Annotated in this window: 19 protein-coding genes; 3 read left to right on the forward strand and 16 right to left on the reverse strand. The window is 62.8% G+C overall.

Features of this window, described 5'->3' with window-relative positions; translation table 11 throughout:
• Positions 1 to 49 precede the first annotated feature (49 nt).
• The 10 genes from ACS0VV_RS06865 to ACS0VV_RS06910 form a co-directional block, all read right to left on the reverse strand.
• Positions 50 to 1,192, reverse strand: coding sequence for a phage major capsid protein (locus tag ACS0VV_RS06865; protein WP_483531980.1), 1,143 nt, complete (start codon positions 1,190 to 1,192; stop codon positions 50 to 52).
• Positions 1,193 to 1,453: 261 nt separating this feature from the next.
• Positions 1,454 to 1,717 carry a hypothetical protein gene (locus tag ACS0VV_RS06870; protein WP_483531981.1) on the reverse strand — a complete coding sequence of 88 codons (264 nt, stop codon included), beginning with the start codon at positions 1,715 to 1,717 and terminating at the stop codon, positions 1,454 to 1,456.
• Positions 1,704 to 1,952 (reverse strand): hypothetical protein, encoded by a 249-nt coding sequence (locus ACS0VV_RS06875; RefSeq protein WP_483531982.1) that lies wholly within the window; start codon positions 1,950 to 1,952, stop codon positions 1,704 to 1,706. Before ACS0VV_RS06875 ends, ACS0VV_RS06870 begins: the two co-directional genes overlap by 14 nt.
• The gene (locus ACS0VV_RS06880; protein ID WP_483531983.1) at positions 1,942 to 2,448 is read right to left on the reverse strand and encodes a hypothetical protein; all 507 of its coding nucleotides are present in this window, start codon (positions 2,446 to 2,448) and stop codon (positions 1,942 to 1,944) included. Before ACS0VV_RS06880 ends, ACS0VV_RS06875 begins: the two co-directional genes overlap by 11 nt.
• 450 nt (positions 2,449 to 2,898) lie before the next feature.
• On the reverse strand, positions 2,899 to 3,603 hold the full coding sequence (locus ACS0VV_RS06885) for a hypothetical protein (RefSeq protein ID WP_483531984.1): 705 nt from the start codon (positions 3,601 to 3,603) through the stop codon (positions 2,899 to 2,901).
• A gap of 48 nt (positions 3,604 to 3,651) precedes the next feature.
• Positions 3,652 to 3,846: a helix-turn-helix transcriptional regulator gene (locus ACS0VV_RS06890; protein ID WP_483531985.1), complete on the reverse strand. Its 195-nt coding sequence runs from the start codon at positions 3,844 to 3,846 to the stop codon at positions 3,652 to 3,654.
• A 66-nt stretch (positions 3,847 to 3,912) separates the two neighbouring features.
• Positions 3,913 to 4,509 (reverse strand): hypothetical protein, encoded by a 597-nt coding sequence (locus ACS0VV_RS06895; protein ID WP_483531986.1) that lies wholly within the window; start codon positions 4,507 to 4,509, stop codon positions 3,913 to 3,915.
• Positions 4,499 to 5,662, reverse strand: coding sequence for a tyrosine-type recombinase/integrase (locus tag ACS0VV_RS06900; protein WP_483531987.1), 1,164 nt, complete (start codon positions 5,660 to 5,662; stop codon positions 4,499 to 4,501). The genes ACS0VV_RS06895 and ACS0VV_RS06900 overlap by 11 nt, the downstream gene beginning before the upstream one ends.
• A 322-nt stretch (positions 5,663 to 5,984) precedes the next feature.
• A complete protein-coding gene (gene secA, locus ACS0VV_RS06905; protein ID WP_483531988.1) occupies positions 5,985 to 8,786 on the reverse strand; it encodes a preprotein translocase subunit SecA in 2,802 nt (933 codons plus the stop codon).
• A 90-nt stretch (positions 8,787 to 8,876) separates the two neighbouring features.
• A complete protein-coding gene (locus ACS0VV_RS06910) occupies positions 8,877 to 9,140 on the reverse strand; it encodes a hypothetical protein (protein ID WP_483531989.1) in 264 nt (87 codons plus the stop codon).
• A gap of 147 nt (positions 9,141 to 9,287) precedes the next feature.
• On the opposite strand from ACS0VV_RS06910, the gene ACS0VV_RS06915 reads away from it, so the two are divergent.
• The 3 genes from ACS0VV_RS06915 to ACS0VV_RS06925 are packed head-to-tail and all read left to right on the forward strand — an operon-like array spanning position 9,288 to position 12,408.
• Positions 9,288 to 10,325 carry an acyltransferase family protein gene (locus tag ACS0VV_RS06915; RefSeq protein WP_483531990.1) on the forward strand — a complete coding sequence of 346 codons (1,038 nt, stop codon included), beginning with the start codon at positions 9,288 to 9,290 and terminating at the stop codon, positions 10,323 to 10,325.
• A gap of 50 nt (positions 10,326 to 10,375) precedes the next feature.
• Positions 10,376 to 11,602 (forward strand): bifunctional glutamate N-acetyltransferase/amino-acid acetyltransferase ArgJ, encoded by a 1,227-nt coding sequence (gene argJ / locus ACS0VV_RS06920; RefSeq protein ID WP_483531991.1) that lies wholly within the window; start codon positions 10,376 to 10,378, stop codon positions 11,600 to 11,602.
• Positions 11,603 to 11,613: 11 nt separating this feature from the next.
• Positions 11,614 to 12,408 (forward strand): inositol monophosphatase family protein, encoded by a 795-nt coding sequence (locus ACS0VV_RS06925; RefSeq protein WP_483533510.1) that lies wholly within the window; start codon positions 11,614 to 11,616, stop codon positions 12,406 to 12,408.
• Positions 12,409 to 12,490: 82 nt separating this feature from the next.
• On the opposite strand, the gene trxA is transcribed toward ACS0VV_RS06925, so the two are convergent.
• The 6 genes from trxA to tsaE form a co-directional block, all read right to left on the reverse strand.
• On the reverse strand, positions 12,491 to 12,811 hold the full coding sequence (gene trxA, locus ACS0VV_RS06930; RefSeq protein WP_483531992.1) for a thioredoxin: 321 nt from the start codon (positions 12,809 to 12,811) through the stop codon (positions 12,491 to 12,493).
• Between the two features lie 101 nt (positions 12,812 to 12,912).
• On the reverse strand, positions 12,913 to 16,377 hold the full coding sequence (gene addA / locus ACS0VV_RS06935; RefSeq protein WP_483531993.1) for a double-strand break repair helicase AddA: 3,465 nt from the start codon (positions 16,375 to 16,377) through the stop codon (positions 12,913 to 12,915).
• Positions 16,374 to 19,355: a PD-(D/E)XK nuclease family protein gene (locus ACS0VV_RS06940; RefSeq protein WP_483531994.1), complete on the reverse strand. Its 2,982-nt coding sequence runs from the start codon at positions 19,353 to 19,355 to the stop codon at positions 16,374 to 16,376. The genes addA and ACS0VV_RS06940 overlap by 4 nt, the downstream gene beginning before the upstream one ends.
• Entirely contained in the window at positions 19,348 to 20,064 is a 717-nt protein-coding gene (locus ACS0VV_RS06945) for a nucleotidyltransferase family protein (RefSeq protein ID WP_483531995.1), read from the reverse strand. The genes ACS0VV_RS06940 and ACS0VV_RS06945 overlap by 8 nt, the downstream gene beginning before the upstream one ends.
• Positions 20,061 to 21,056 carry an aminoglycoside phosphotransferase family protein gene (locus ACS0VV_RS06950; protein WP_483531996.1) on the reverse strand — a complete coding sequence of 332 codons (996 nt, stop codon included), beginning with the start codon at positions 21,054 to 21,056 and terminating at the stop codon, positions 20,061 to 20,063. The genes ACS0VV_RS06945 and ACS0VV_RS06950 overlap by 4 nt, the downstream gene beginning before the upstream one ends.
• A complete protein-coding gene (gene tsaE / locus ACS0VV_RS06955; RefSeq protein ID WP_483531997.1) occupies positions 21,053 to 21,490 on the reverse strand; it encodes a tRNA (adenosine(37)-N6)-threonylcarbamoyltransferase complex ATPase subunit type 1 TsaE in 438 nt (145 codons plus the stop codon). Before tsaE ends, ACS0VV_RS06950 begins: the two co-directional genes overlap by 4 nt.
• Positions 21,491 to 21,538: the final 48 nt, after the last annotated feature.

Here is a 21,538-nt window from a genome sequence, read left to right on the forward strand (position 1 = left end):
CGGCGCGGGCAAATCGAGGCGGCACACCGAAAAGCCGCCTCGATCATTCTCAGCTGGTCAGGTCAGTGATCGCGGTCGCGTAGGCGCCCTTCGTGAAGGCCGCCGTGTTCTTGACCGCAAGGCCAATGCGTTCTTCCGCCAGCACCGTCACAAGGTTCTTGCGGAAGTTGTCGCTATCCTCCGTCGACATCTCGACCCGCGCTTCCCAGCGGTCGTAGAGCGTTGCGGCGCGGAAATTGCCGACAAGGAAATTCCCCGCTGCCATTGCCTGCGTCGCCACCACCGGCAAACCGAACAGCCGCGGGGCGACTTCAGCGGCAGGATCGCCGAGAATATACTTCCCGTCCGCGTCCTTTTCCATCCGCATCGAAGTCCAGTCCGAAGGGTGCACGATAATGCCCGTGGCGGGTTCTTCCGCCAGCGCATTTTGCAGCACCGCCGCGCCGATGGCATCGATCTTGTTGGGATCCGTCACCGTCAAGCCGCCCGCCGCGAAGGCGGTGGCCTGCGTGAAAATGCCGTTCAAGTCCGTGCCGGTGCCGCCGCCGTTCAGCAGCTGATCTTCCTCGACAAAGGCAAGGCCAAACAGCAGCTCGTTATCGATCAGGCCGCGCAGCTGCGGCGCGTCATCGAGAATCTGGCGCGAAGCGATCACCCAGTGCGCGATGGTGCGAATCGGCACCGTCACCAGATCATACTTCAGCTCGGATTGCCCCTTGAGCGCGCCTTCCGCCACCGTGTCCGCCGAATTGGTAAATCCGGTTTGCTTGGCATATTCCACGCTCCCGCCGATAACCTGCACCACCGGCAACAGATCGCGCACCATCATCCGGCGCTTGGGGCCGGTGTAGGTCGTGTCCATCATCGGCACCAGCAGATCGCCAGCAGAGCCGTCCGCATCGGTTGTCAGGCTGGTGATCGTGGCCTTCGTCTCGATCCCAACGCGCCGCCCGGCGTGAAGGTTCGATTTCAGGCTCTCGAATGCGTCGCTATCGACAAATTTCTGCCCGGCACTGGTGAAGGCTGGCGTGAAACCGCCACCCCCGCCGCGCTGCCCCAAAAGTTGCTCGATCTGGTTCAGGCGAACGGAGTTTTCGGCGTTACCCTTGGCGTTTTGCAGGATCGCGCCCTTGATAAGCCCCGCAATCTCTTCGGGGCCACTGGCGCTCTTCAATTTCGTTTCGATATTCATTGCTCAAATTCCCGTGTTGATCGTTTTAGAGGATCGTCGGGCTTGAGACATTGGCCGCAGCGCAGACGATCACGACAAAAGGCAGTCCGCCAGCAAGGCGGTTTCTGTCCTAGAGCTTCACAATCCTGCTACGCTTTGAACGCCTGCAATCTTGTTCCACTTGTCGCCGATCGCCATCCCAAAAAGGTGGCTTTTGCGGCTCAGCTCGCCGGGTATGAGCCGGTTGGAGCAAGCGGAACATCGCAGCAACGGCCAAAATCGTCAAGCCCCTCCTTTTCGCAATTCCACCAGCATGGCCTCGCCCGATGCTGCCACCATATGCTCCCAGCCCGCCAACCAGCTCACCGTCTTGCTCACCCCGCCCGCCACCAGCAGCCGCTCCACCAGGGCGAGCTGGATGGCAGACACCGCCGCGTTCTCGCTCATTCCTGACACCAGCAGGCTATCGATCCACGCCTGCGCCTGCGCGCGCAGCGCCAACATTTCGGCCTTCGCCGCCTCATCGGGTAAATTAGGATTGTTCATCGTCTTGCGTCCTTTCGGTTTCTCTTTTCACCAGCAGCACAACGCCGAGCCCTTTCAGCGCCGTTGCCAATCTCTCCGCCGCGCGGCGGCTCGCTCCGCATTTCTGCAAGCCCTTTTCAATCTCGCGCGCTGTCAAAGGCCGCGTTGCCCGGTCGAGCGCCGCCAAAAGCTGACCGCGCTCGATCTGCGCCGCCTGTGCTGGCGAAATGCGCAGCACAAAGGTCTCAGTCTCCATTGCTCTCTCCGTTCAATTCGCGCCGATAGTGGCGCACCAGTGTTGGCGTTGTGATTCCGATTGCCGCCGCGATGGACGGGCGCGCGCGGCCTTCGCGGGCGAGCTGCGCCACCGTGGCGCGCTGCGCCGGTGTAGGCTCATGGCGAGGCCTTCCCCTCGGCAATGGCGATGGCAGGCCTTCGCTCCGCAAGCCCGCCTGCGAGCGCGATCCCGCGTCCTCGGCATAGTGGCGAAAAATCGTGTTCTTGTGCACGCCAAGGCGATCCGCAACCTGCCCGAGCGAAAGCCCCTCGGCGCGCAGATCGCGCACCAGCTGCCGCGCTTCCGGTGTCGGCGCGTGTCCCCGCCGCCCCGGCTTGCGAGGCGGCGGCGAAGGCTCGCCGAACAGATCGAGCGCGGCGGAAGGGGAAAAACCCGCCGACAATCCGCCATTTTGGCAAAGGCCAAGATCGCCTTCCGATGCTTCGCCAGCGCCGCGCAGCGGGCCGCTAGTCACGTTGCCAACCCCAAGGCCCGCCGCGCGGCGCCCGCGCCAGATCGAGCATTCTCGACCAACCAGCGCCGCGCACCCGCCCAAAAATTCCCGCGCGAGAATAAAAAATGTTTGAATGAGATAGACGGCGGTTATCCGGCGTTCGAGCTTGTGAACTTTCGACCGCCCCCCTGCCCTTCCAACGGAAGGCCTCTATTACTGAGAATGGAAGGGAGTTAGTTACTGATCTTGTTAGAGAATGTAGTGATAATGGAAGGACGGAAGGTAAATCGGTATAACTGCCGTGCAAGAAAACAGGACTGTCAGCGCCTATAGGAAAGGTAAGAATTTCCTTCCAACCCTCCCAAATGTCTCGAAACTCCAGCATTCCTGCGGGTTTCAGCCTTCCAATGATCGCCGGATGCAGCACCCGCGCGGAAGGGCAAGGCCTTCCAATCGCGCCAGATCGAAGGCTCATTGCCCCTTCTCCGGCTTTGATTGCGCAACCTTCTCCACACCGGAAGCATCATCATCGCCCCCAAAGGGGCGAGGGGATGGTGTTACCAGCGCCACGCGCTGCCACCACATTCCGTTTGATCGCTTTTGCTTGAAACCCAGCAGCCGCATTTGTTGCGCGAAACGCTTGATCCCGATGGCATCCCTGCCACCCTCTGCCGCCCACATTCGATAGGCCTCGTGCAATTCCAGCGACCGGATGCAGGACTTGCTGGCGCGATCCAGCACCCGGCACCGCTCGGCGATAAAGCGATCAACCGATGCCTCCCCATCCAGCAGCGGCGCGAGCGCGGCCTTCCTGCGCAATCGCCAGCCAACGCGCAGCGGAGCGCGGCCTTGCACCTTTTCCAGCGGCATTCCCAATTCGGTCAGCTGCCGCCCGAATGCAGGATAGGACAGCCGCTCATCGGGCGGAACGTCCACCGCGTTGCAGAATTGCCGGTAAGAGACGAACAGCTCATCATGCTCGACCTTCGCACCTTCCGCCTGGTCGAGATAGCGATCCACCCAATCGGCGAAAGGAGAGGCGCGGCGCTGCGCTTCCGCAACCGCCTCGGCCACCGCGCGCAAGGCCTGCGATGGCGACTGCCTCGCAAGCCGCGCAATCGGCGATCCCGGCACAAGCGGGAGCGAAAGCTGGTCGTTAATGGGAATCGAAGTCATAACCCCACACCCCGCAAATTCAGGACTGCCGGTTCCATGATGGATGGCTTAAGACGCGGCGGCGACGCGCTCGGCGATCCACGCCTCGACCTTGCTTTTCGGCCAGCGGGACGCGGCCCCGATTTTGACAGGGCGCGGGAATTCACCCGCTGCGATCATACTATAGATTTTCGTCCGCTTGACCTGAACCAGCTGCTCGACTGCTTCGAGCGGGATAAGGGTTTCCGACATGAAAGCCTCCATTCAAAAGAGGCCTTCTAAATACACACACGGAAGGGCGCGGCTACAAATTAGCAGTCCAGCGAATTCTCATTTTTGACTGGAGCCGCCCGAAAACCAAGTTTCCTCGCCCACCAGAGCTTTGGTCTCTGCAACTGCCGCTTGGATGGCAGATTCCCCCAATCGCCAGCGTCGCATAGCCTCCCTAATGATCGAATCGTAGGTTCCCTTGATGCCCTTCTCGGCATCTTCAATTTGGCGAGCGCGAACAAACATGGCGATAGAGAGGTTCCGTCTGTGGAGATCCTCACGCTGGTTAAAGGTCAGCTTCCTGCCAGAGCCGCGCCGCACCATCCGGATCGTGTAACCTTCCGAATCCGGCCCTTCAATTGCATCGGCCACTTGGTCTGATAGCGTCTGGTCGAGCGGCCACCCCGCCCTGAGATATGCAGCGAGTGGCGCAAGATCACCGTTCAATAGGCCATTGCTGGCAAGGTAATACGCAGCCTTTCGTTCCGATGGTAGCGCATCCCATTGGCGTATCTCTTCGACCAAGGCAGGGTCGATTAGTGATGAAAAGCCGGGCGGTTCATCGATAGTTGCCCCATCTGGAAACGGCGCAGCAGGCTCGGAATCCGAAATGAGCCGAAGGGGCTGGCGGGCTGGCGTGTCGTCCTTATCCGGCATTTCGCCCCCCAAAAACTGGCGCGGCGAATTTCCCCCAAGCCCCCAGCAGCTGGCGCCGCATTTCAAGCAAGCTCGACCGCTGATAACGCCGCTCGACATTACTCCCGACCTTGTGCGCCAGCGCCAGCTCGGCAACGTCTGGCGGCGTGTCTGGCATCTTTTCCGCCGCCCACGTGCGGAAGCTCGACCGGAAACCGTGCACCGTCTCGGGCCGCCCAGCATCGCGCAGCATCTTGCCAAGCGCGGCATTGGTCAGCACCTTGCCCCGCACGCTCGGGAATATCAGCCCCGTCTCGCCCCAAAGCTCGGCGGCGCGGTCGAGGATCGCCAGCGCCTCTGCGCTCAGAGCTACCTCGTGAGCTTTACCGCTTTTCGTGATCGATGCAGGCTTTCGCCATTCCCGCGCCTCGCGGTCGATCTGCGCCCAGTCCGCCTGCCGCGCTTCCCCTTGGCGCGCAGCGGTCAGGATGGTGAACAGCAACGCAAGCCGCGCGGGCGAGGCATCCTTTACCCATTCGCTCGCCACAAAGGCAGGAACCTCGGCATAGGGCATTGCCTCGAGCGGTTTGCTTTCAGGCTGGCGCGCCAGCCCGCGCGTGATTTCCTTTGCCGATGGTGGCGGCATTGCCCGCCAACCGTGTGCCTTGGCATAGTGGAGAACGTCATCGATCCGGTGACGCACCTTGCGGGCGATCTGCGGTTTCTCCGTCCAAATGGGAGCAAGCGCCGCGATCACTTCGGCGCTCTCGATTGCATCGACCTTGTAATGACCGATCACTGGCACGGCATGGCTTTGCAGGCTGGAGAGATATTGCGCCGCCGATTTCTCCTTCAAGCCCTTTGCCCGCTCGGCATGGGCCGCGATCACCGCCTCGGCAAAAGTGGGAATCACTGGCGCGCGATAGTCGCGCACGGCGATTGGATCGCCACCGGCGCGGGCGATCTTGCGCAAGTGCGCCGCCTTTTCCCGCGCCTCGGCAAGCGACAGATCATCAATCGAGCCAAGCCCGATATCGCGCCGCCGCTTGTCCACCTGCACCCGCAATATCCACGATTTCGCGCCGCTCGGCTGCACCCGCAACAACAGGCCTTTGCCATCCACGTGCGTTCCCGGCGGAGCGCGCTTCACCTGCAAAGCGGTAAGCCTCGACAATGGGGAGCCATCCTTTGCTTGCCAACATCCTTACCCACACTTGACGCGGATTAGCACGAAAGTCAACGAAAGCCCACGGAAGCGCAAGGCGAAGTTTCCCCCTGTAATCAGCGCATCAGTGGCAAGGGGCGGAAGCGGGCGAAAAGCGGCGGAAGCGCAGTCGATTTTACTCGGGGAGCCATTTTTCCAGACATTGTTGGACATGTTTGAGGCGCGCGGTGCCGAGCGCAGTCTTGTTGTCTGTGCAAATTAAAAAGGGGGCGGAGCAACAACATCGTCGCTCCGCCCCCTTTTTTGTTTCAGCCTTGACGGACTTCGCCGCTCAGCTCTGTGCCCCGTGGCAGTGCTTGTATTTGCTGCCCGACCCGCACGGGCACGGCGCGTTGCGGCTTACGCCCATGCCGGCATAGGGGTCGTCGGTCTGCGCGCCGCCCGAGCCGGTCGAGGCGACGGGTGACGAAGCCAGCGTGCCAAACAGCGGAGCCATCGCTTCCGAACCATCGCCGTCGTTCGAATTGTCCTCGCCCGTCAGGGGATCGATATGGCCGGTGAGGAACTGCGGAAGATCGGGCAAGGGGCGCGGCGGCGGCGGAGCGGCAGCGCGGAATTGTGCGGTGAGCAGCACCTTCGTCACATCTTCGCGTAAAGTATCGAGCATGGACTCGAACAAGCCGAAGGCTTCCTGCTTGTATTCGTTGATCGGCTGCTTTTGCGCATAGGCGCGAAGGAACACCACCTGGCGCAGTGCGTCCAGCGTGGCGAGGTGTTCCTTCCAGTGGTAATCGAGCCGTTCGAGCAGGATGCTTTTTTCAACGCGCCGCCAGGTGTCCTCGGGGATTTCGGCAATCTTCGCCGCCAGCTTCTCCTCGGAGATTTCTTGTAGCCGCTCTTCAAAGATATCCGGCTCGATTTGCTCTTCTTCCATCCACGCATCGATCGGCGCGTCGAGACCGAGCACATCGGTTACCTTTTCCTTGAGCCCCGCGACATCCCATTGTTCGGGATAGGAACCGGGCGGACACGCGCTCGTGACCATCGCATTGATGGCATCGCGGCGCATTTCCTCGACCACATCGTCAACGCGCTCCGAATCCATGATCTCGCTGCGCTGCTCGTAGACGACCTTGCGCTGGTCGTTCATCACGTCGTCGAACTGCACGACCTGCTTGCGCATTTCGTAATTGCGCGCTTCGACCTTCTTCTGCGCGGTCTCGATCGCCTTGCTGAGCCATTTGGAGCCAATCGCCTCGCCATCTTCGAGATTGGCGTTCATCATCTTGGCGAACAAAGTGTCCGGCCCGAAAATGCGCAGCAGATCATCTTCGAGGCAGAGGTAGAAGCGCGACAGGCCGGGGTCACCCTGACGGCCCGAACGGCCACGCAACTGGTTATCGATACGGCGGCTTTCGTGCCGCTCGGTACCCAGCACGAACAGGCCGCCTGCGGCCAGAACCTTGGCCTTTTCTTCGGCCACTTCGGCCTTGATCTTGGCAATCGCCTCGTCCTTGGCGGGGCCGTCTTCCATTTCGGCCAGCTCGTCATCGATGCGGAATTCGACATTGCCGCCAAGCTGGATGTCGGTGCCGCGACCAGCCATGTTGGTGGCGATGGTCACTGCGCCGGGACGACCAGCCTGCGCCACGATGCGGGCTTCCTGCTCGTGCATTCGGGCGTTAAGGACGCTGTGCGCCACGCCCTCTTTGTCGAGGAATTTGCTGAGCAATTCCGACTTTTCGATGGAGACGGTGCCGACCAGCACCGGCTGCCCGATCTCGTTCTTTTCCTTGATCGCCTTCGCGATCGCCGCGAACTTGTCCATCGTGTTCTTGTAGAACTCGTCCTCCTCATCCACGCGCGCGACCGGCACGTTGGTAGGGATCTCCACGACGTTCAGCTTGTAAATGTCCCAGAACTCGCTCGCCTCGGTAGCAGCAGTGCCGGTCATCCCGGACAGCTTGGGATACATCCGGAAATAGTTCTGGAAGGTGATCGAGGCCATGGTCTGGTTTTCGGGCTGGATCTCCACGCCCTCCTTCGCCTCGACTGCCTGGTGCAGGCCGTTCGACCAGCGGCGGCCATCCATCATACGGCCGGTAAACTCGTCGATGATGATGACCTTGTCATCCTTGACGATGTAGTCGGTGTCCTTCTTGAACATCACCACCGCACGCAGCGCCTGATCCATGTGGTGGACCACCAGCGTGTTTTCGACATCGTACAGATTGTCGGTCTCGATCAGCCCGGCAGCGAGCAACCGCTGTTCCATCTCTTCGAAGCCTTCTTCGGTGAGCTGGATATTGCGCGTTTTTTCGTCCTTGGTGAAATAGCCCTCGCCTTCGGACATCGGGCCGCCATTGGCCTTTTCCAGCGCGGCCTGGTCTTTCACCAGCTGTTTGATCTGCGCGTCGAGCGCGATGTAGAGTTCCGACTTGTCTTCGGTCGGGCCGGAGATGATCAGCGGCGTGCGCGCTTCGTCGATCAGGATCGAGTCGACCTCGTCAACGATGGCGAAGTTGAAGGGGCGCTGCACCATCTGGCGGCGTTCCTGCTTCATATTATCGCGCAGATAATCGAAGCCGAATTCGTTATTGGTGCCGTAAGTGATGTCGCAGGCATAGGCCTGCCGCCGCGCTGCCTCGGGCAGATTGGGGACGATCACACCGGTAGTCAGGCCGAGGAAGCCGTAAAGCTGGCCCATCCATTCCGCGTCGCGGCGGGCGAGGTAATCGTTCACCGTCACCACGTGGACGCCTTTGCCTTCGATGGCGTTGAGATAGGTGGCGAGCGTGGCGACCAGCGTCTTACCCTCACCCGTCTTCATCTCGGCAATCTCGCCGCGGTGGAGCACAATGCCGCCGACCATCTGCACATCATAATGGCGCATTCCCATCACCCGCTTGGCCGCTTCGCGCACAGTGGCGAAGGCTTCGGGCAGAATGTCGTCGAGCGTTTGCCCTTCTTCGAGTTTCTTGCGGAATTTGAGCGTTTGCGCCTTCAGTTCCTCATCTGAGAAGTCGACGAGCTGTTCTTCGAGCGCATTGATGCGGGCGACGGTCTTGTCGAGCGATTTGACGTAACGGTCGTTCGACGAACCGAAAATTGACTTGGCGATGGCTTGCCACATGGTGAGGTATACCTGTCTGAATATATGGAATGCGGCCATACGGCACGGGCACGGCCTTAAGTACGATGGCGATGGAAAGAGCGCAGCGCGCTATTCGCGGGCGCGGTCTGCCTGCAGGCGGACGGCAGGCGCAGCCGGAATGGCGACGCGTTGCTCGGCAGCCTCAAATGTCTGTGTTTGCAGCGTTTCGACGACCGAAAGCTGCTCGGCGAGCGTGTAGCCGGTAGGCTGCTGCTCTGCTGCCTCGGCGCTTGCCGCAACGCTGACAACTGCGCCCTGCGCCGCCTGCACAGGCTCCGCCGCGAGCGTGAAGCCCGAGAAAACGGCAAGCAAGGTGAGCAATTGGCGCAGCATTTGGCGTGTCAGATAGGCGCGTGCGCCTTAATCGTCCACTACTAAGGCGAAATTGTCCGCACTGGCTGACCACGAAGACTTCCGGCACAAGGTCGGTTTCCTCTTGCTTTAGCCATTTATCAGCATTTTACGGATAGGCCGTCCCCCATGACAGGTGCACCGTCCACCCCTGCCCATCCCACACGGATGCCGCTGCTCGATGGCCTGCGCGGAATCGCAGCGATGGCAGTGTTCGTGTATCACATGGAGGCGCAATTCGGCCTCTCTGTGCCGCTTGGTCGCGCCTATCTCTTTGTCGATTTCTTCTTCCTGCTGAGCGGTTTCGTCCTCGGTCTCGCCGCAGAGCCGCGCCTTACCGATTGGCGCAAGTTCATGAACGCGCGTGTTCGGCGTCTGTGGCCTGTCATTGCCGTTGGCGCAGTGCTAGGCGGTGCGGCGATGATTGGGCAGGTGCCGGTTGGCGGGCTTCTGATGAGCACGATGCTGGCGATGGCGCTGGTGCCCGCATTCTGGCAGTCGGGCGTCCTCTACCCGCTCAACACGCCGCATTGGTCGCTGTTGCTCGAATTGCTGGCGAACCTTGTGCATGGCCTGCTGCTGGTTCGCCTGAGAGAACGTGCGCTGTGGTATCTGGTGGCTGTCTGCGGCGTGCTGCTGGTCGGTGCGATAATCCTCCATGGATCGAATACGTCAGGCGTGGCCGCGGAAGGATGGCTGCTCGGCCTGCCGCGCGTCGCCTTCGCCTATATTCTCGGCGTCGCCCTCGCCCGCCGCTATCGCGCCGGATCAATGCCGGGCTTTTGCGGCATCGCGTGGCTGCCCGCCCTGTCGCTGCCGCTGCTCGCTATTGTGGCACTGGACGTCTTCAATATCGACGACATGATTGGCGATATTGTCGTGAGCCTTGTCGTCTTCCCCGCGCTCTTCGTGCTTGCTGTCGGGTCGACGATACCGCAATCGCTCGAGCGCTCCTGCGCAGAGCTCGGCCGCATCTCCTACCCGCTCTACGCCACGCATATGCCGGTGCTCTGGCTGGCGGGCCGCTTGGAAGACGTCATCGCGCCGGTCACGTTCTCGATCATCGTCGCACCGGCACTGGCGCTGGTGGTCGCAAACAGGCTTGAGCCGAGGGCGGGCAAGGCGTCTTCGAAGAACAAGACGGCGATGCAAAGCGCCCCCGCCTGAAACGCCAAGATGCTTGCGAGCGATAGTCCGGCGCAATAGAGCGCCAAGCGATGGAACTCGAACGCTCCCCCCTCGCCCTGCCCTTTCCCGACATGGAGCCCATTGCAGGCGTCACGCTGCGCATTGTGCGGGCGGGTTACAAGGCGTGGGATCGCGCTGATCTCACCTTCGCCGAACTGGCCGAGGGCACGGCATTGGCGGGCGTGTTCACGCAAAATGTCTGCTGCTCGACCGAAGTTGAAATGGGGCGCGAGAGTGTGGCGGCGGGCCGTGCGCGGGCTTTGATCGTCAATGCGGGCAATTCCAACGCCTTCACCGGCTATCGCGGACGCGAGGCGGTGGAGCAGATTACTGCGCAAGTGGCAGAACATCTCGGTTGCGCGGCGGGCGAGGTGCTGGTGTCCTCCACCGGCGTGATCGGCGTGCCCTTGCCCAAGGATGTCGCCAAGGCCGGCGTGGCCAGCGCGTTGGCAGCCGAGCCATGCAGTTGGGAAGATGCCGCGGAGGCCATCGGCACAACCGACACCTTCACCAAGGGCGCGACTGCCACGGCGATGATCGGCGAGACCAAAGTCACGCTCAACGGCATCATCAAGGGCAGCGGCATGATCGCGCCCGATATGGCGACGATGCTCGGCTACATCTTTACCGATGCGGCGGTGGAACCCGCCTTCCTGCAAGAGTGCCTCTCCGCTGCGAATGCGCGCAGCTATTCCTGCATCACGGTCGATAGCGACACCTCGACCAGCGACACGGTGCTGGCCTTCGCCACCGGCAAGGCGGGCAATGCGCCCCTCGCCTCGTTCGACGATGCCGGGGCCGATGCTTTCATGGCGGCGCTGGAGGATATCTGCCGCCAGCTCGCCCATCTGGTGGTGCGCGACGGCGAAGGTGCGAGCAAGTTTATCAGCGTGAACGTATCGGGCGCGGCGAGCGATGACAGCGCGCGGCGCGTTGGCCTCGCCATCGCCAATTCACCGCTGGTCAAAACAGCGATTGCCGGCGGCGATGCCAATTGGGGCCGCGTGGTGATGGCGGTGGGCAAAGCGGGCGAACCTGCCGACCGCGACACGCTCTCCATCGCCTTTGGCGGCCTTTGGACAGCGCGCAACGGCTTGCCCGTTGAAGGCTATGACGAAGCGCCGGTGGCCGCGCATCTGGCAGGCGATGAAGTCGATATCGCGGTCGATCTCGGCATCGGCACGGGCCGCGCGACGGTTTGGACGTGCGATCTCACTCACGGCTATATCAGCATTAATGCGGATTATCGCTCGTGAGCGACGACATAATGGCCTTTCACCGCGCAATCGAAGACCTGCTGCGCACCGTAACCGAGAAGGCGATCCTCCCGCATTACCGCAACCTTGCCGAACACCAGATCGAAGACAAGGGCGGCAATGATCCGGTCACCGTAGCAGACCGGGAATCCGAGGCCATGCTGCGCGAAGGGCTCGACAAGATCATCCCCGGCCTCGCCTTTGTGGGCGAGGAGCAGGTGCATGCTGATCCGTCGGCATTGGAAAACCTGAAGAGCGATTGCTGGATTGTCGACCCGATCGACGGCACCCGCAATTTCGCAGCGGGCAAGCCGCCCTTCGGCATTCTGATCGCCATGGCCAGCGGCGGCGAGGCGCATTCGGGGTGGATTTATGATTGCCTGGCACGGCGCCTGTGCATCGCGCACAAGGGAAAGGGCGCATTTATCGACGCCGAGAAAGTCTCAGCCAGCCCGACCGGTGCCGAGACACCGGTCGCCGCCATTTCGCTCGCTTTCATGGATGATGCGCAGCGCGAGGCGATGAAGGCACATATCGCGCCGCACTACAGCATGGTCGACATCCCATGGTGCGCTGCCGAGCAATATCCGCGCCTCGGCCTCGGCGTGAACGATGTGTCGATCTTCGAGCGCACGCTTGCCTGGGATCACGCCGCGGGGGCGCTGTGGCTCAACGAAGCAGGCGGCAAGGTCGCGCGGCTCGATGGATCGGCGTATCGCGTTGACGAATGGGACCGCAAAGGCCTCATCGGCGCAGCCTCGCCCGCGCTGTGGGAGGAAATGGCCGAGCGCTTAAGTCAATTGTGAGTCCCTGCGAAGGCAGGGACCTTGTTCGGCAAAGTGCCTCTCTGAAGGAGGTCCCCGCCTTCGCGGGGACTCACTCCTGGGTCTAAAGCACGCTCTCAATCCAGCCCTTCAGCGCGTTCTTCGGCGCAGCGCCCGCCTGCTGGGCAACCGGCTTGCCGTCCTTGAACAGCACGAGGAAGGGGATCGACTGCACGCCCATCTTGCCCGGCACTTCGGGGTTATCGGTGATGTCCATCTTGGCAATGGTCACCTTGTCAGCAAGCTCATCCGAAATCTCTTCCAGCGCGGGCGCGATCATCTTGCACGGGCCGCACCATTCGGCCCAGAAATCGACCAGAACGGGCTTGCCCGCGTCGAGCACGTCGGCCTGAAAACTCTCATCGGTAACTGCAATAGTGGCCATGTCGGCTTCTCCTGATTTCGTCTCGCATTCCACTTAGGCGCGTTCGTTAGTAAGACAACGCTTTTGAGGCGATAGCTTTCCTTGGGTCATCCCCAATTCGCCTACGCCGCGCCTTCGGTTTCATGCGGCAGATAGGCGGCGAGCAACTCTTCCGGTAGCGCAAAGAGCTGCGGCGTCTGGGTGTAAAGCACCGCCGCCGATACGCTTTTGCCGGGATAAATCACCCGCAAGGCCGCGACATAGGCCGCCATCTGTCGCAATGTCGCGGCCGGTATGTGCTCGAGCGATTGCGGCGGGCGGCGGGCAGTTTTGAAGTCGGCGACCAGCACATTCTCGCCGCGCACCAGCAAACGGTCTGCCGTGCCCGCGATGACTTGCGTGCCGACGGTCGCGGCGAGCGGCACTTCGGCCAGCGCCTCGGGCGAGAACAGGTCGCTCCAGTCGGGATGTTCCAGCACCGCAACAGCGCGGTCGAGGATTTCGATGCGTTCGCGCTCTTCCAAGCCGCCGCCATGCCGCGCCAGCCATGCGCGCCCACCTGCCTCGCGCATATCCACCGGCACATCGGGCAGACGTTCGAGCAATGCGTGGATCAGCACCCCGCGCCGCGCAGCCGCTGCGGCCTCAGCAGAGGGCAGAGGCGGATCAGCCCCGCTATCCTCAATCCCGCCCGAAGGCGCGAGCGGACGCGGCGGACGCGGTTCTGCACCGATGGGTGTGACGGCCCAATCGGGCAGAGTGACGCGCTCAGCTGCGTTTGCCTGCTCCACGTCTTCCACCGGCTGCGCCATCCGGCCCAGTTGCTTGTAAGCGCCGAACGCCCCGCCCTCCAGCCAATCGCCGTCAAACAATGGCTCAAGCCGCGCGAACCAGCTGTCGGGTTTGGGCCCGTCCTTGCTCTTCATATTGAGCGCGCCGCCGATAAACAGCGCCTCTTCCGCGCGGGTCATGGCGACATAGAGCAGCCGCCAATGCTCCTCTTTGTCCGCCTGCAATTGCTGCGCCTCGACCTCCGCGATGCGTCCCACGCGCTGTTCCTTGCGCGAGGCGATGATCGGGATTTCGCGCCCCGAACCGCCGCCGATGCCCTCCTCGACCAGTGACAGATCGCGCGGTTTCGACGCATCGGGATCGACGCAGGCATCGGCGAGGATCACGATGGGTGCTTGCAGGCCTTTGGAGCCATGCACTGTCATCACCCGCACCAATCCGCCAGCGCCCTCAGCCTCGCGCTTCAGCTCGCCATCGCCGGCATCGAACCAGCGGATAAAGCCTTGCAGGCTTGGCGTATGGCTGGCGGAGAATTGCAGCGCGGCATTGAGCAATTCGTCGACCGGATCGTTCACCTCGCTTCCAAGCCGCGCCACCAGCTTCGCCCGCGCACGCCACGGACCGGTGAGTAGCCAGTGCAGGAGAGCCTGCGGCGGTTCGAAATCGGCGAGCCGCAAGAGATCGAGCAAGGCCGCAACCGTTTGCTCCACAAACGGATCATTGGCGTCGCGCAAATGATCCCACAGCCTGCGATTCTCAGGCCGATATCCGTGTTCGAGCAATTGCTCCTGCGACCATCCGAATATCGGCGAAACGAGCAGATTGGCGAGCGACAGATCATCGAGCGGCTGCGAGGCAAAGCGCAGCGCCGCCATCAGATCCTTCACCGCCAGCGGCGCACCGAGGCGCAGCCTGTCAACCCCCGCAACCGGCACCCCGCGCGCGTGCAGGCGGGCGACAATCGGGTTCACCAGTTCGCCGCGCTTGCGCACAAGGATCATGATATCGCCCGGCGTCGCATTGCGGTGTTTGCCCTTTTCCAGCGGGAAGCCGGTATCGAGCCAGTGCCGGATTTCCTTGGCGATACCGTCTGCCATCCGCCGTTCGGACGGAGTCAGACGGAAATCGCCCGCATCATCATCGTCGCTTTCGGAGCCCTCGCCGCCTTGGGCCGGAACCGGCTTCCACAGCCGGATCAGCCCCGCACGATCCTCGCCCTCATGTCGCGGCGCATTCGCATCAAGCCCGAGCGCATCATGCCCGATCGCATCTATCGCGCGGTCGACAAATTCGAGGATCGGCCTGGCAGTGCGGAACGAACGGCCAAGATCGAGCTCCTGCAACTCGTTGACCGTGATCGCGTCGCGCCCGCTCGCCCAGTTTGCCTTCCGCACCCGAAGCAATTCGGCATAGCGTTTCTGCGCCTGCGCGAAATTCTGCGGGCTGGTGCCCTGGAATCCGAAAATCGCCTGCTTGTAATCGCCCACCACGAAGATCGTGCGCTGGCGATTGCCCTTCTGCCCCTCGCCGGAGAAGAAATCATCGGTTAGCGCCCCGATAATATCCCATTGCTGCGCGTTGGTATCCTGCGCCTCGTCCACCAGAATGTGATCAAATTCGCGGTCGAGCTTGTAGCGGATCCAGTCGGACATCTCGGACTTGCCGAGCAGTTCAGCAGCGCGGTGGATGAGATCGTCGAAATCGACAAACCCCTCGCGCTCCTTCGCCGCCTTCCACGCCATCGCAAATTTGCGCCCGGTTTCGAGCGCGGGGGTGAGGAAGCCTGCCAGTTTCAGCAGCTCCGCCTGTTCGGCGATTTGGGTGAGTTGGTGATGCGCCTCTTCCCCGATCTGCGGCGCGGTTTCGACCTTTTTCTGTAAATTGTTGAGGTTCTTGAGAGCGCCTTCCTTGTTGAACAGAGCGCCCATCACGTCGCTGACTTTCTCGAACCGTTCTTGCGGCGTGCCGAGGAGCCATTCACCCACGGCCTCAGCGATGTTCTGTCCGGTAGCCGTGCCCCATTCGTGGTATGCCCACATCGCCTGCCGCACGCTGGCGATGGCGGGCGTGTCATCGGCGCAGCACGCGGACAGGCTCTCCACCGTTGCATCCGCGGGCAGACCGAGCAGGCGCTGCACCCGCTCGCGCATCGGGGACTGCCATCCGCCCGGCCCTTCCCACGCCTCGCGCGCCTTGGCGCAGCGCAGCAGCCATCCGCGCACTTTGTCCGGCGCGAGATTGCGCGCCAGTTCCTCCAAAGCCGCCACTGCCGCAGGGTCGCCGGTTTCCCATTCGAGCAGCAAATCGCGCAGCACTTGCTCGGCCAGCAGATCGCGGTCGCGGTCTTCCATCGGGCGGGTGCCGGGGAGAAGGCCAGCCTCTTCGGGGAAAGCCGAAAGCAGCCATTGCGCGAAAGCGTGGATCGTATCGATGCGCAGCCCGCCGCCGGGGCAATCGAGCACACTCGCAAACAGGCTGCGCGCGCGGGAAATGGTCGCATCATCCCCGACCGCGCCGATATGCGTGAGTTCGCTCGCCAGCTCGGTCGCGGGCATCCGCACCCAGCGGGCGAGCACATCGTTCACCCGCTCGGCCATTTCCGCCGCACCTGCCTTGGTGAAGGTGAGGCAGAGGATTTGCTCGGGCCGCACATCTTCGCTCAAGAGCAAGCGCAACACGCGGGCGGAGAGCACCTGCGTCTTGCCGGTGCCCGCGCTGGCGGACAGCCAGACATTCTCCTGCGGCGTCACCGCCTCGCGCTGGCTGTCCTTGAGCGGAAAAACCTTGCCGCTCATTCCTCGTCCTCCGCGTCGATTTGCCATTCCTCCAACCGCATCAGCTGGTCATAGGTGGAAAAGCCGGGTGCATCGGGATTGGGCCGCGCGGTGAAGGGTGCATCGCCTTGCAGCCATTGCGCGATGGCTTCGCGGAGATATTGCCCGGTCTTGGGCAGGAATTCGTCGGGCGTCAGGCCCTGCTGGCGATTGGTGAGCTTTAGCGGCGATTCCAGACTGCCAAAGCCGGTTGGAGAATCGCTGTTCGATCCGAATTTCCAATATTCGAACACCGTCGCCTCGCCGCTCAGCCCGTCAATTGCCCCGTCGCGCAGGATCAGGCCGAGTGAGCCCAATTGCAGCGCATAGCCTTCGGCAACTTCCTTCTTGGCGGGTGAGCGGCCGGTCTTGTAATCGACAATGGCGTAGCTGCCATCGCCAAGACTATCGACCCGGTCTGCCTTGCCGAAGACACGCACCCCGTCGATCACCAGCTCGCCCCACTCCTCCCACTTCACCGGCTTGCGCGCAGGATCGGCGGCGAGCGTCTGCTCGACCCATTGCAGCGCCGCCAGCAATCGCGGTCGCCATAATGCTCGGACCGAAGGATGCGCGGACATCTTGCGCAGATGCTTATCCATCAGCGTGGCGAGATCGCCTTCACCCGAATGCCAGTCCTCCAGAATGTCGTGCGCCAGCGTTCCCTGCCACGCAGGATCAGGGTCGGCGTCGAGCCCGCGCAACTCGTCAAGCTGTAGGATTTTGGAGGCGTAAAAGGCGTAAGGGTCGGAGCGTAGCCGGTCGAGCGCGGTAACGCTGATCTTCTTCGGGCGTTGCTCGGCCGTCGGACGGGGCTTGGGCTGGGGGTGGCGTGCCGCGTCGCAATTGCGCCCGTCATCAATCGCCGCCGCCAGCGCGGTCACGTTGTTGTCGCTCGCCTCCCCGCTCATCTTCTCGCCGAGCAAAGCGCGCACCCGCAGCAGGAAGCGCGAGGCAATTGCGGGGCCGGAGACTTCGCGCCGTGCGCGGCTCAGGACAACTTCGGGCGCTCCCAGGGCTCCTGCCAAGTCATGCGCAGCGAGGCCGATGCGGAAATCCGCGCCGGGAACGCCCAGAGCGCGCAGGATCGCAGGGGCAAGCACCGGATCGGGCGAAGGCGTCGGCGGCCAGGTGCCTTCATTGAGGCCCGCACAGATCACAAGTTCGGCGCGGGTCATGCGCGCTTCGAGCAGCCCGTAAATCGCCACACGCGGATGGGCGCCATAGGGCGGGCGGACCGCCACGCGGTCCATCGCCTCGCGCAAGGCAACGGGAAGATCGCCCGCCGCAAGCGTCACCGGAACATCGCGCGCGTGCAGGCGCAGTTCCTCGACAAAGGACGAGAGCGCACGGCCATCTTCACGCGCCCAGACATCATCGCCGCACAAACTCTCCGCCGCTTCGGCGAGCATATCGAGCCATTCGGCGAGGCCAATCTCGTCGGGAACGTCCAACAGGGGTGTAAGGATTGGCGCGACGCCATCCCACCATGCTTCGACCTCTGCCTCCACGGCCTGCGCGCGCAGCGCATCCAGCCCCGGCGCCTTGCGCGGCCCGCGCAGCTCCAACTCTATCGCCCGCGCCGCGCGCAGCCATTCGCGCCGCCCCTCGCCCGCTGCGACCAGCGGGTGTTCGAGCAGCGCCATCAGCGGAACCGGCGCCGCCGCTTCCGCCGCCACTTCGGCGAGGAGCAGCAGCACACGACCTGCAGGCGTTTGCGATAGCGGCTTGCCTGCGGAATCGTCCGCCTGGATATTCCAGCGCCGCAAATGCTGCGCCACGCGCCCCGCCAAACCGCGATCGGGCGTGACCACGGCGACGCGCTTTTCGGGAGTTTCCAAAGCCTCGCGCACCAGGAGCGCAATCGCTTGCGCCTCGGCCTCGGGATTCGCGCTTTCGATCAGGCGAACGCCTGCCATGCGGCGCCTTTCGGCGGGCAGATCTACCCATGCCTTGCTCGCTTCGGGCGGGAGGAACAGGCTGGAGATCGCGTGGCTGCGTTCGGGCGGCCCTTTCGCCAAGCCCGCGCGATGCCAAGGCCGCACTTCATCGCGCCTGATACCCATACGGTTGAGGAGCAGTTTGAGGTGATATTGCGGATGCGTCACCGCATCGCCCTTCGCAAAGCGTGTGTCGGCTGAGGGATCACCCGCGCTGCCCAGCTCTTCCCAAGTCGCATCGTCGAGCGTCAGGTCGAAATCGGGCAGGATCACCGCGCCATTGGGCAAATCGGCAATCGTTCGCAGCAAGCGCGCGAGCGCCGGTGCGGCGCTGGTCACACCGGCAGCAACAAAGGGTGTTTGCGGGGGAGCCTCGCGCATCCGCTTCGCCGCCGCCCGGAACAGCGCATTGCGCCGCGCCGCCGCGTCCTGCTCGCCGCGCGCTTCCAGTTCGGCTCTCCATTGTTCGGCAACTGCGAAGAACAGCTTGGTCGAGTCCTTCCAGTGCTGCGCTTTGTCCTCCAGCACATCGAGCAGCTCATCGCTCAGCAATTTGCGATGGTCGATCTCCTCGGCATGGAGCCGGTCGAGCGTCGCGCCGATCTCGTAAGCGAGACGCAGCCGCGTCGTCGCACCCATCTGCTCGCGACCGAGCGGCGTCGCCGCTTCGCCCACAAATTGCGCGAGCTTGAGCCAGCGCCGCGTCGTATCTGCAGCGGGCTGGATGCTACTGCCTGCCCCAAGCGAGTCGAACAGCGGCCCCAACGCCTCATCAAGGTCGAGATCGCCTGCCAGCACCATGCGCGGCATCAGCAGGCCCTGCGTACCGCTCTCCCCTGCGTGACGCACAAAGGCCTCTGAAACGGTGCGCGCAGCACGGGCTGAGGGCAGCAATAGTGTGAGACGGGCGAGCCCGACATCAGGCTCCGAATAGCGCGGCACCAGTCCGGCAACGAGTGCGTCGGCAAAGCCGCGATGCGCGGCGATGGAATAGAGGTTCGGCCGCGCGGCCTCAGACATTCTTCAACGCTTCTTCGGTCGGCCGGATCGCTTCTGGCGTGCCGACTTCGAACCATTGGCCGGTGAACGGCAGGCCGAACAGACGTCCCTCCTCAATCGCGCGATTCCACAGCACATTCGTCGAAAACGCACCTTCGGGCGCATCGCGCAGTAGGCGTTTGGAAACCAGCTGGATGCCCGAATAGATGAACGGCGCGATCCGGTGCGGCTTGCGGCGGCTCACGCGTCCGGCAGCATCTAGATGGAAGTCGCCCAGTCCGTTGAAATTGTGCGCAGCCTTGTGCGGCACCAGCAGCAGCAGCGCATCCATCCGCTCTGCGTCCCACAGGCGCGAGAGATCGGAAAAGCAGTTCTGCGGCCCGTCGAGCCAGATATTGTCCGAGTTGAGGCAAAAGAACGGATCAGGGAGATGCTCCTGTGCGCGGATCAACCCGCCGCCGGTTTCCAACAGAGCATCGCGTTCGTCAGAAATCGTGATGGCAGGAGCTTTGCGCTCGCGCAGATGCGCTTCCAGATGCTCGGCGAGGTAATGGACATTGACCACCGCCTTGGCGATACCCGCCTCGGCCAGCCTGTCGAGCGTGTGATCAACCAGCGGCTTGCCCGCGACCCGCACCATCGGCTTGGGCTGCGTCGCGGTGAGCGGGCGCATTCGCTTGCCCATCCCCGCCGCGAGCACCATCGCGGTGTCCGAAGCGAGTGCGGTCATTCGCCCAAGCCTCCGCCGCGATTGGCGCGGATCGCATCGGGCACATTCGCATCGAACCAGCGCGCCACGGGTGCAAGCGCAGGATGCGCCAGATCGCGCTCCATTGCCGTCCACACGCGCGGGATCATGCCGAGATAGCGCGGCTTCCCGTCGCGCTTCCACAGCCGCGCGAAAATCCCGACGATCTTGGCATTCCGCTGCGCGCCCAGACGGGCATAGTCGGCGGCAAACTCCGCATCGGTGGCAATGCGCGAGCGGTAGTGATCGAGCATCGCGCCTTCCAGTTCCTCCGACACATCCCGACGCGCGTCCTGCAACAGCGAGACGATGTCATAGGCGCAGTGGCCGACCAGCGCGTCCTGGAAGTCGATCAGGCCTTGCCCGCCCGAATATTCACCGCGCGGGCCGAGCAGCATGATGTTTTCGGCGTGATAATCGCGCAGGACGGTCACACCAGGTTGCTGGCGCAGCAGGAGCGGCCCCAACGCCTCTTCCCACGCAGCAAGATAGCTCTCGGCGTCCACGTCAATGCCGGCGGCAGGGCAGAACCATTCGGGAAAAAGCGCCACTTCGCGCAGGTAAATGTCCATCGCATAGGGATCGAACGGCCCCGGCGGGCGCTGGTGCAATTCCACCAATGCATCGATCGCATCGGTATAGGCGCGGGTTTCTTCCGCCGGATTGTCATCCAGCCAGTCGCGCATCCGGTCGTGTCCGAAATCTTCAATGAGAACGAGGCCGCGCTCGAGATTTTCGGCATAGATCTTGGGCGCGCGCAGCCCCTGCGCATCGAGCCATTTGCCGACATGAAGGAACGGACGCGGGTCTTCATGCGGCGGCGGCGCATCCATCAGCATCGCGCGGCGATCGCCATCGGCAATCCGGAAATAGCGGCGGAAACTGGCATCGCCCGGCAAAGCGGAGACTTGCGCTCCGGCCCATCCCGCATCTTTCAAAAAGTCTTCAAGCCCCGCGGGCAAATCGTTGTTCATGGCATCCGCTCTAGCCAGTCCGCCCCGCCCGTGACAATCGCTTTGCGACCCTCTTCCGCACTTTCCAGATGGATAGCGAGGCACGCAGGTTCATTTACGAAACCACCAGCATTGTCCGGCCACTCGGCCAGCAGCACCGCGCCATCGCGGTATTCGTCCAGACCAAGGTTCTCGACTTCGGACGGGTCTTCCAAGCGGTAAAAATCAGCGTGAACGACTGGCGGGTTCAAGTGCTCATAGGTCTCGATGATCGTGAAGGTCGGCGAAGGAACCTCACCCTCATGCCCCAAGGCCGCCAAGATGGCGCGACTTAGTGTGGTTTTGCCCGTGCCCAGAGTTCCCGACAGTGCCACCACATCGCCCGCACGCAGCTTGCCGGCGATGCGCGCTCCGAAAGCGGACATCGCTGCGAGATCGGGCAAGTAGAGTTCCATAGCCCTAACTCCGACCGTCCTGAGCCTGTCGAAGGACTGCTTTTTCTT

It is taken from the genome of Aurantiacibacter sp. KMU-128 (genome assembly GCF_056933515.1).

Bases quoted from the DNA above. Each gene is read 5' to 3' on its own strand.
- secA (WP_483531988.1), bottom strand. From the start codon at position 8,786: ATGTGGCAAGCCATCGCCAAGTCAATTTTCGGTTCGTCGAACGACCGT.
- trxA (WP_483531992.1), bottom strand. From the start codon at position 12,811: ATGGCCACTATTGCAGTTACCGATGAGAGTTTTCAGGCCGACGTGCTC.
- tsaE (WP_483531997.1), bottom strand. From the start codon at position 21,490: ATGGAACTCTACTTGCCCGATCTCGCAGCGATGTCCGCTTTCGGAGCG.
- ACS0VV_RS06890 (WP_483531985.1), bottom strand. From the start codon at position 3,846: ATGGAGGCTTTCATGTCGGAAACCCTTATCCCGCTCGAAGCAGTCGAG.
- ACS0VV_RS06915 (WP_483531990.1), top strand. From the start codon at position 9,288: ATGACAGGTGCACCGTCCACCCCTGCCCATCCCACACGGATGCCGCTG.
- ACS0VV_RS06940 (WP_483531994.1), bottom strand. From the start codon at position 19,355: ATGTCTGAGGCCGCGCGGCCGAACCTCTATTCCATCGCCGCGCATCGC.
- ACS0VV_RS06925 (WP_483533510.1), top strand. From the start codon at position 11,614: ATGGCCTTTCACCGCGCAATCGAAGACCTGCTGCGCACCGTAACCGAG.
- ACS0VV_RS06910 (WP_483531989.1), bottom strand. From the start codon at position 9,140: ATGCTGCGCCAATTGCTCACCTTGCTTGCCGTTTTCTCGGGCTTCACG.
- ACS0VV_RS06945 (WP_483531995.1), bottom strand. From the start codon at position 20,064: ATGACCGCACTCGCTTCGGACACCGCGATGGTGCTCGCGGCGGGGATG.
- ACS0VV_RS06875 (WP_483531982.1), bottom strand. From the start codon at position 1,952: ATGGAGACTGAGACCTTTGTGCTGCGCATTTCGCCAGCACAGGCGGCG.
- addA (WP_483531993.1), bottom strand. From the start codon at position 16,377: ATGAGCGGCAAGGTTTTTCCGCTCAAGGACAGCCAGCGCGAGGCGGTG.
- ACS0VV_RS06865 (WP_483531980.1), bottom strand. From the start codon at position 1,192: ATGAATATCGAAACGAAATTGAAGAGCGCCAGTGGCCCCGAAGAGATT.
- ACS0VV_RS06870 (WP_483531981.1), bottom strand. From the start codon at position 1,717: ATGAACAATCCTAATTTACCCGATGAGGCGGCGAAGGCCGAAATGTTG.
- argJ (WP_483531991.1), top strand. From the start codon at position 10,376: ATGGAACTCGAACGCTCCCCCCTCGCCCTGCCCTTTCCCGACATGGAG.
- ACS0VV_RS06895 (WP_483531986.1), bottom strand. From the start codon at position 4,509: ATGCCGGATAAGGACGACACGCCAGCCCGCCAGCCCCTTCGGCTCATT.
- ACS0VV_RS06950 (WP_483531996.1), bottom strand. From the start codon at position 21,056: ATGAACAACGATTTGCCCGCGGGGCTTGAAGACTTTTTGAAAGATGCG.
- ACS0VV_RS06885 (WP_483531984.1), bottom strand. From the start codon at position 3,603: ATGACTTCGATTCCCATTAACGACCAGCTTTCGCTCCCGCTTGTGCCG.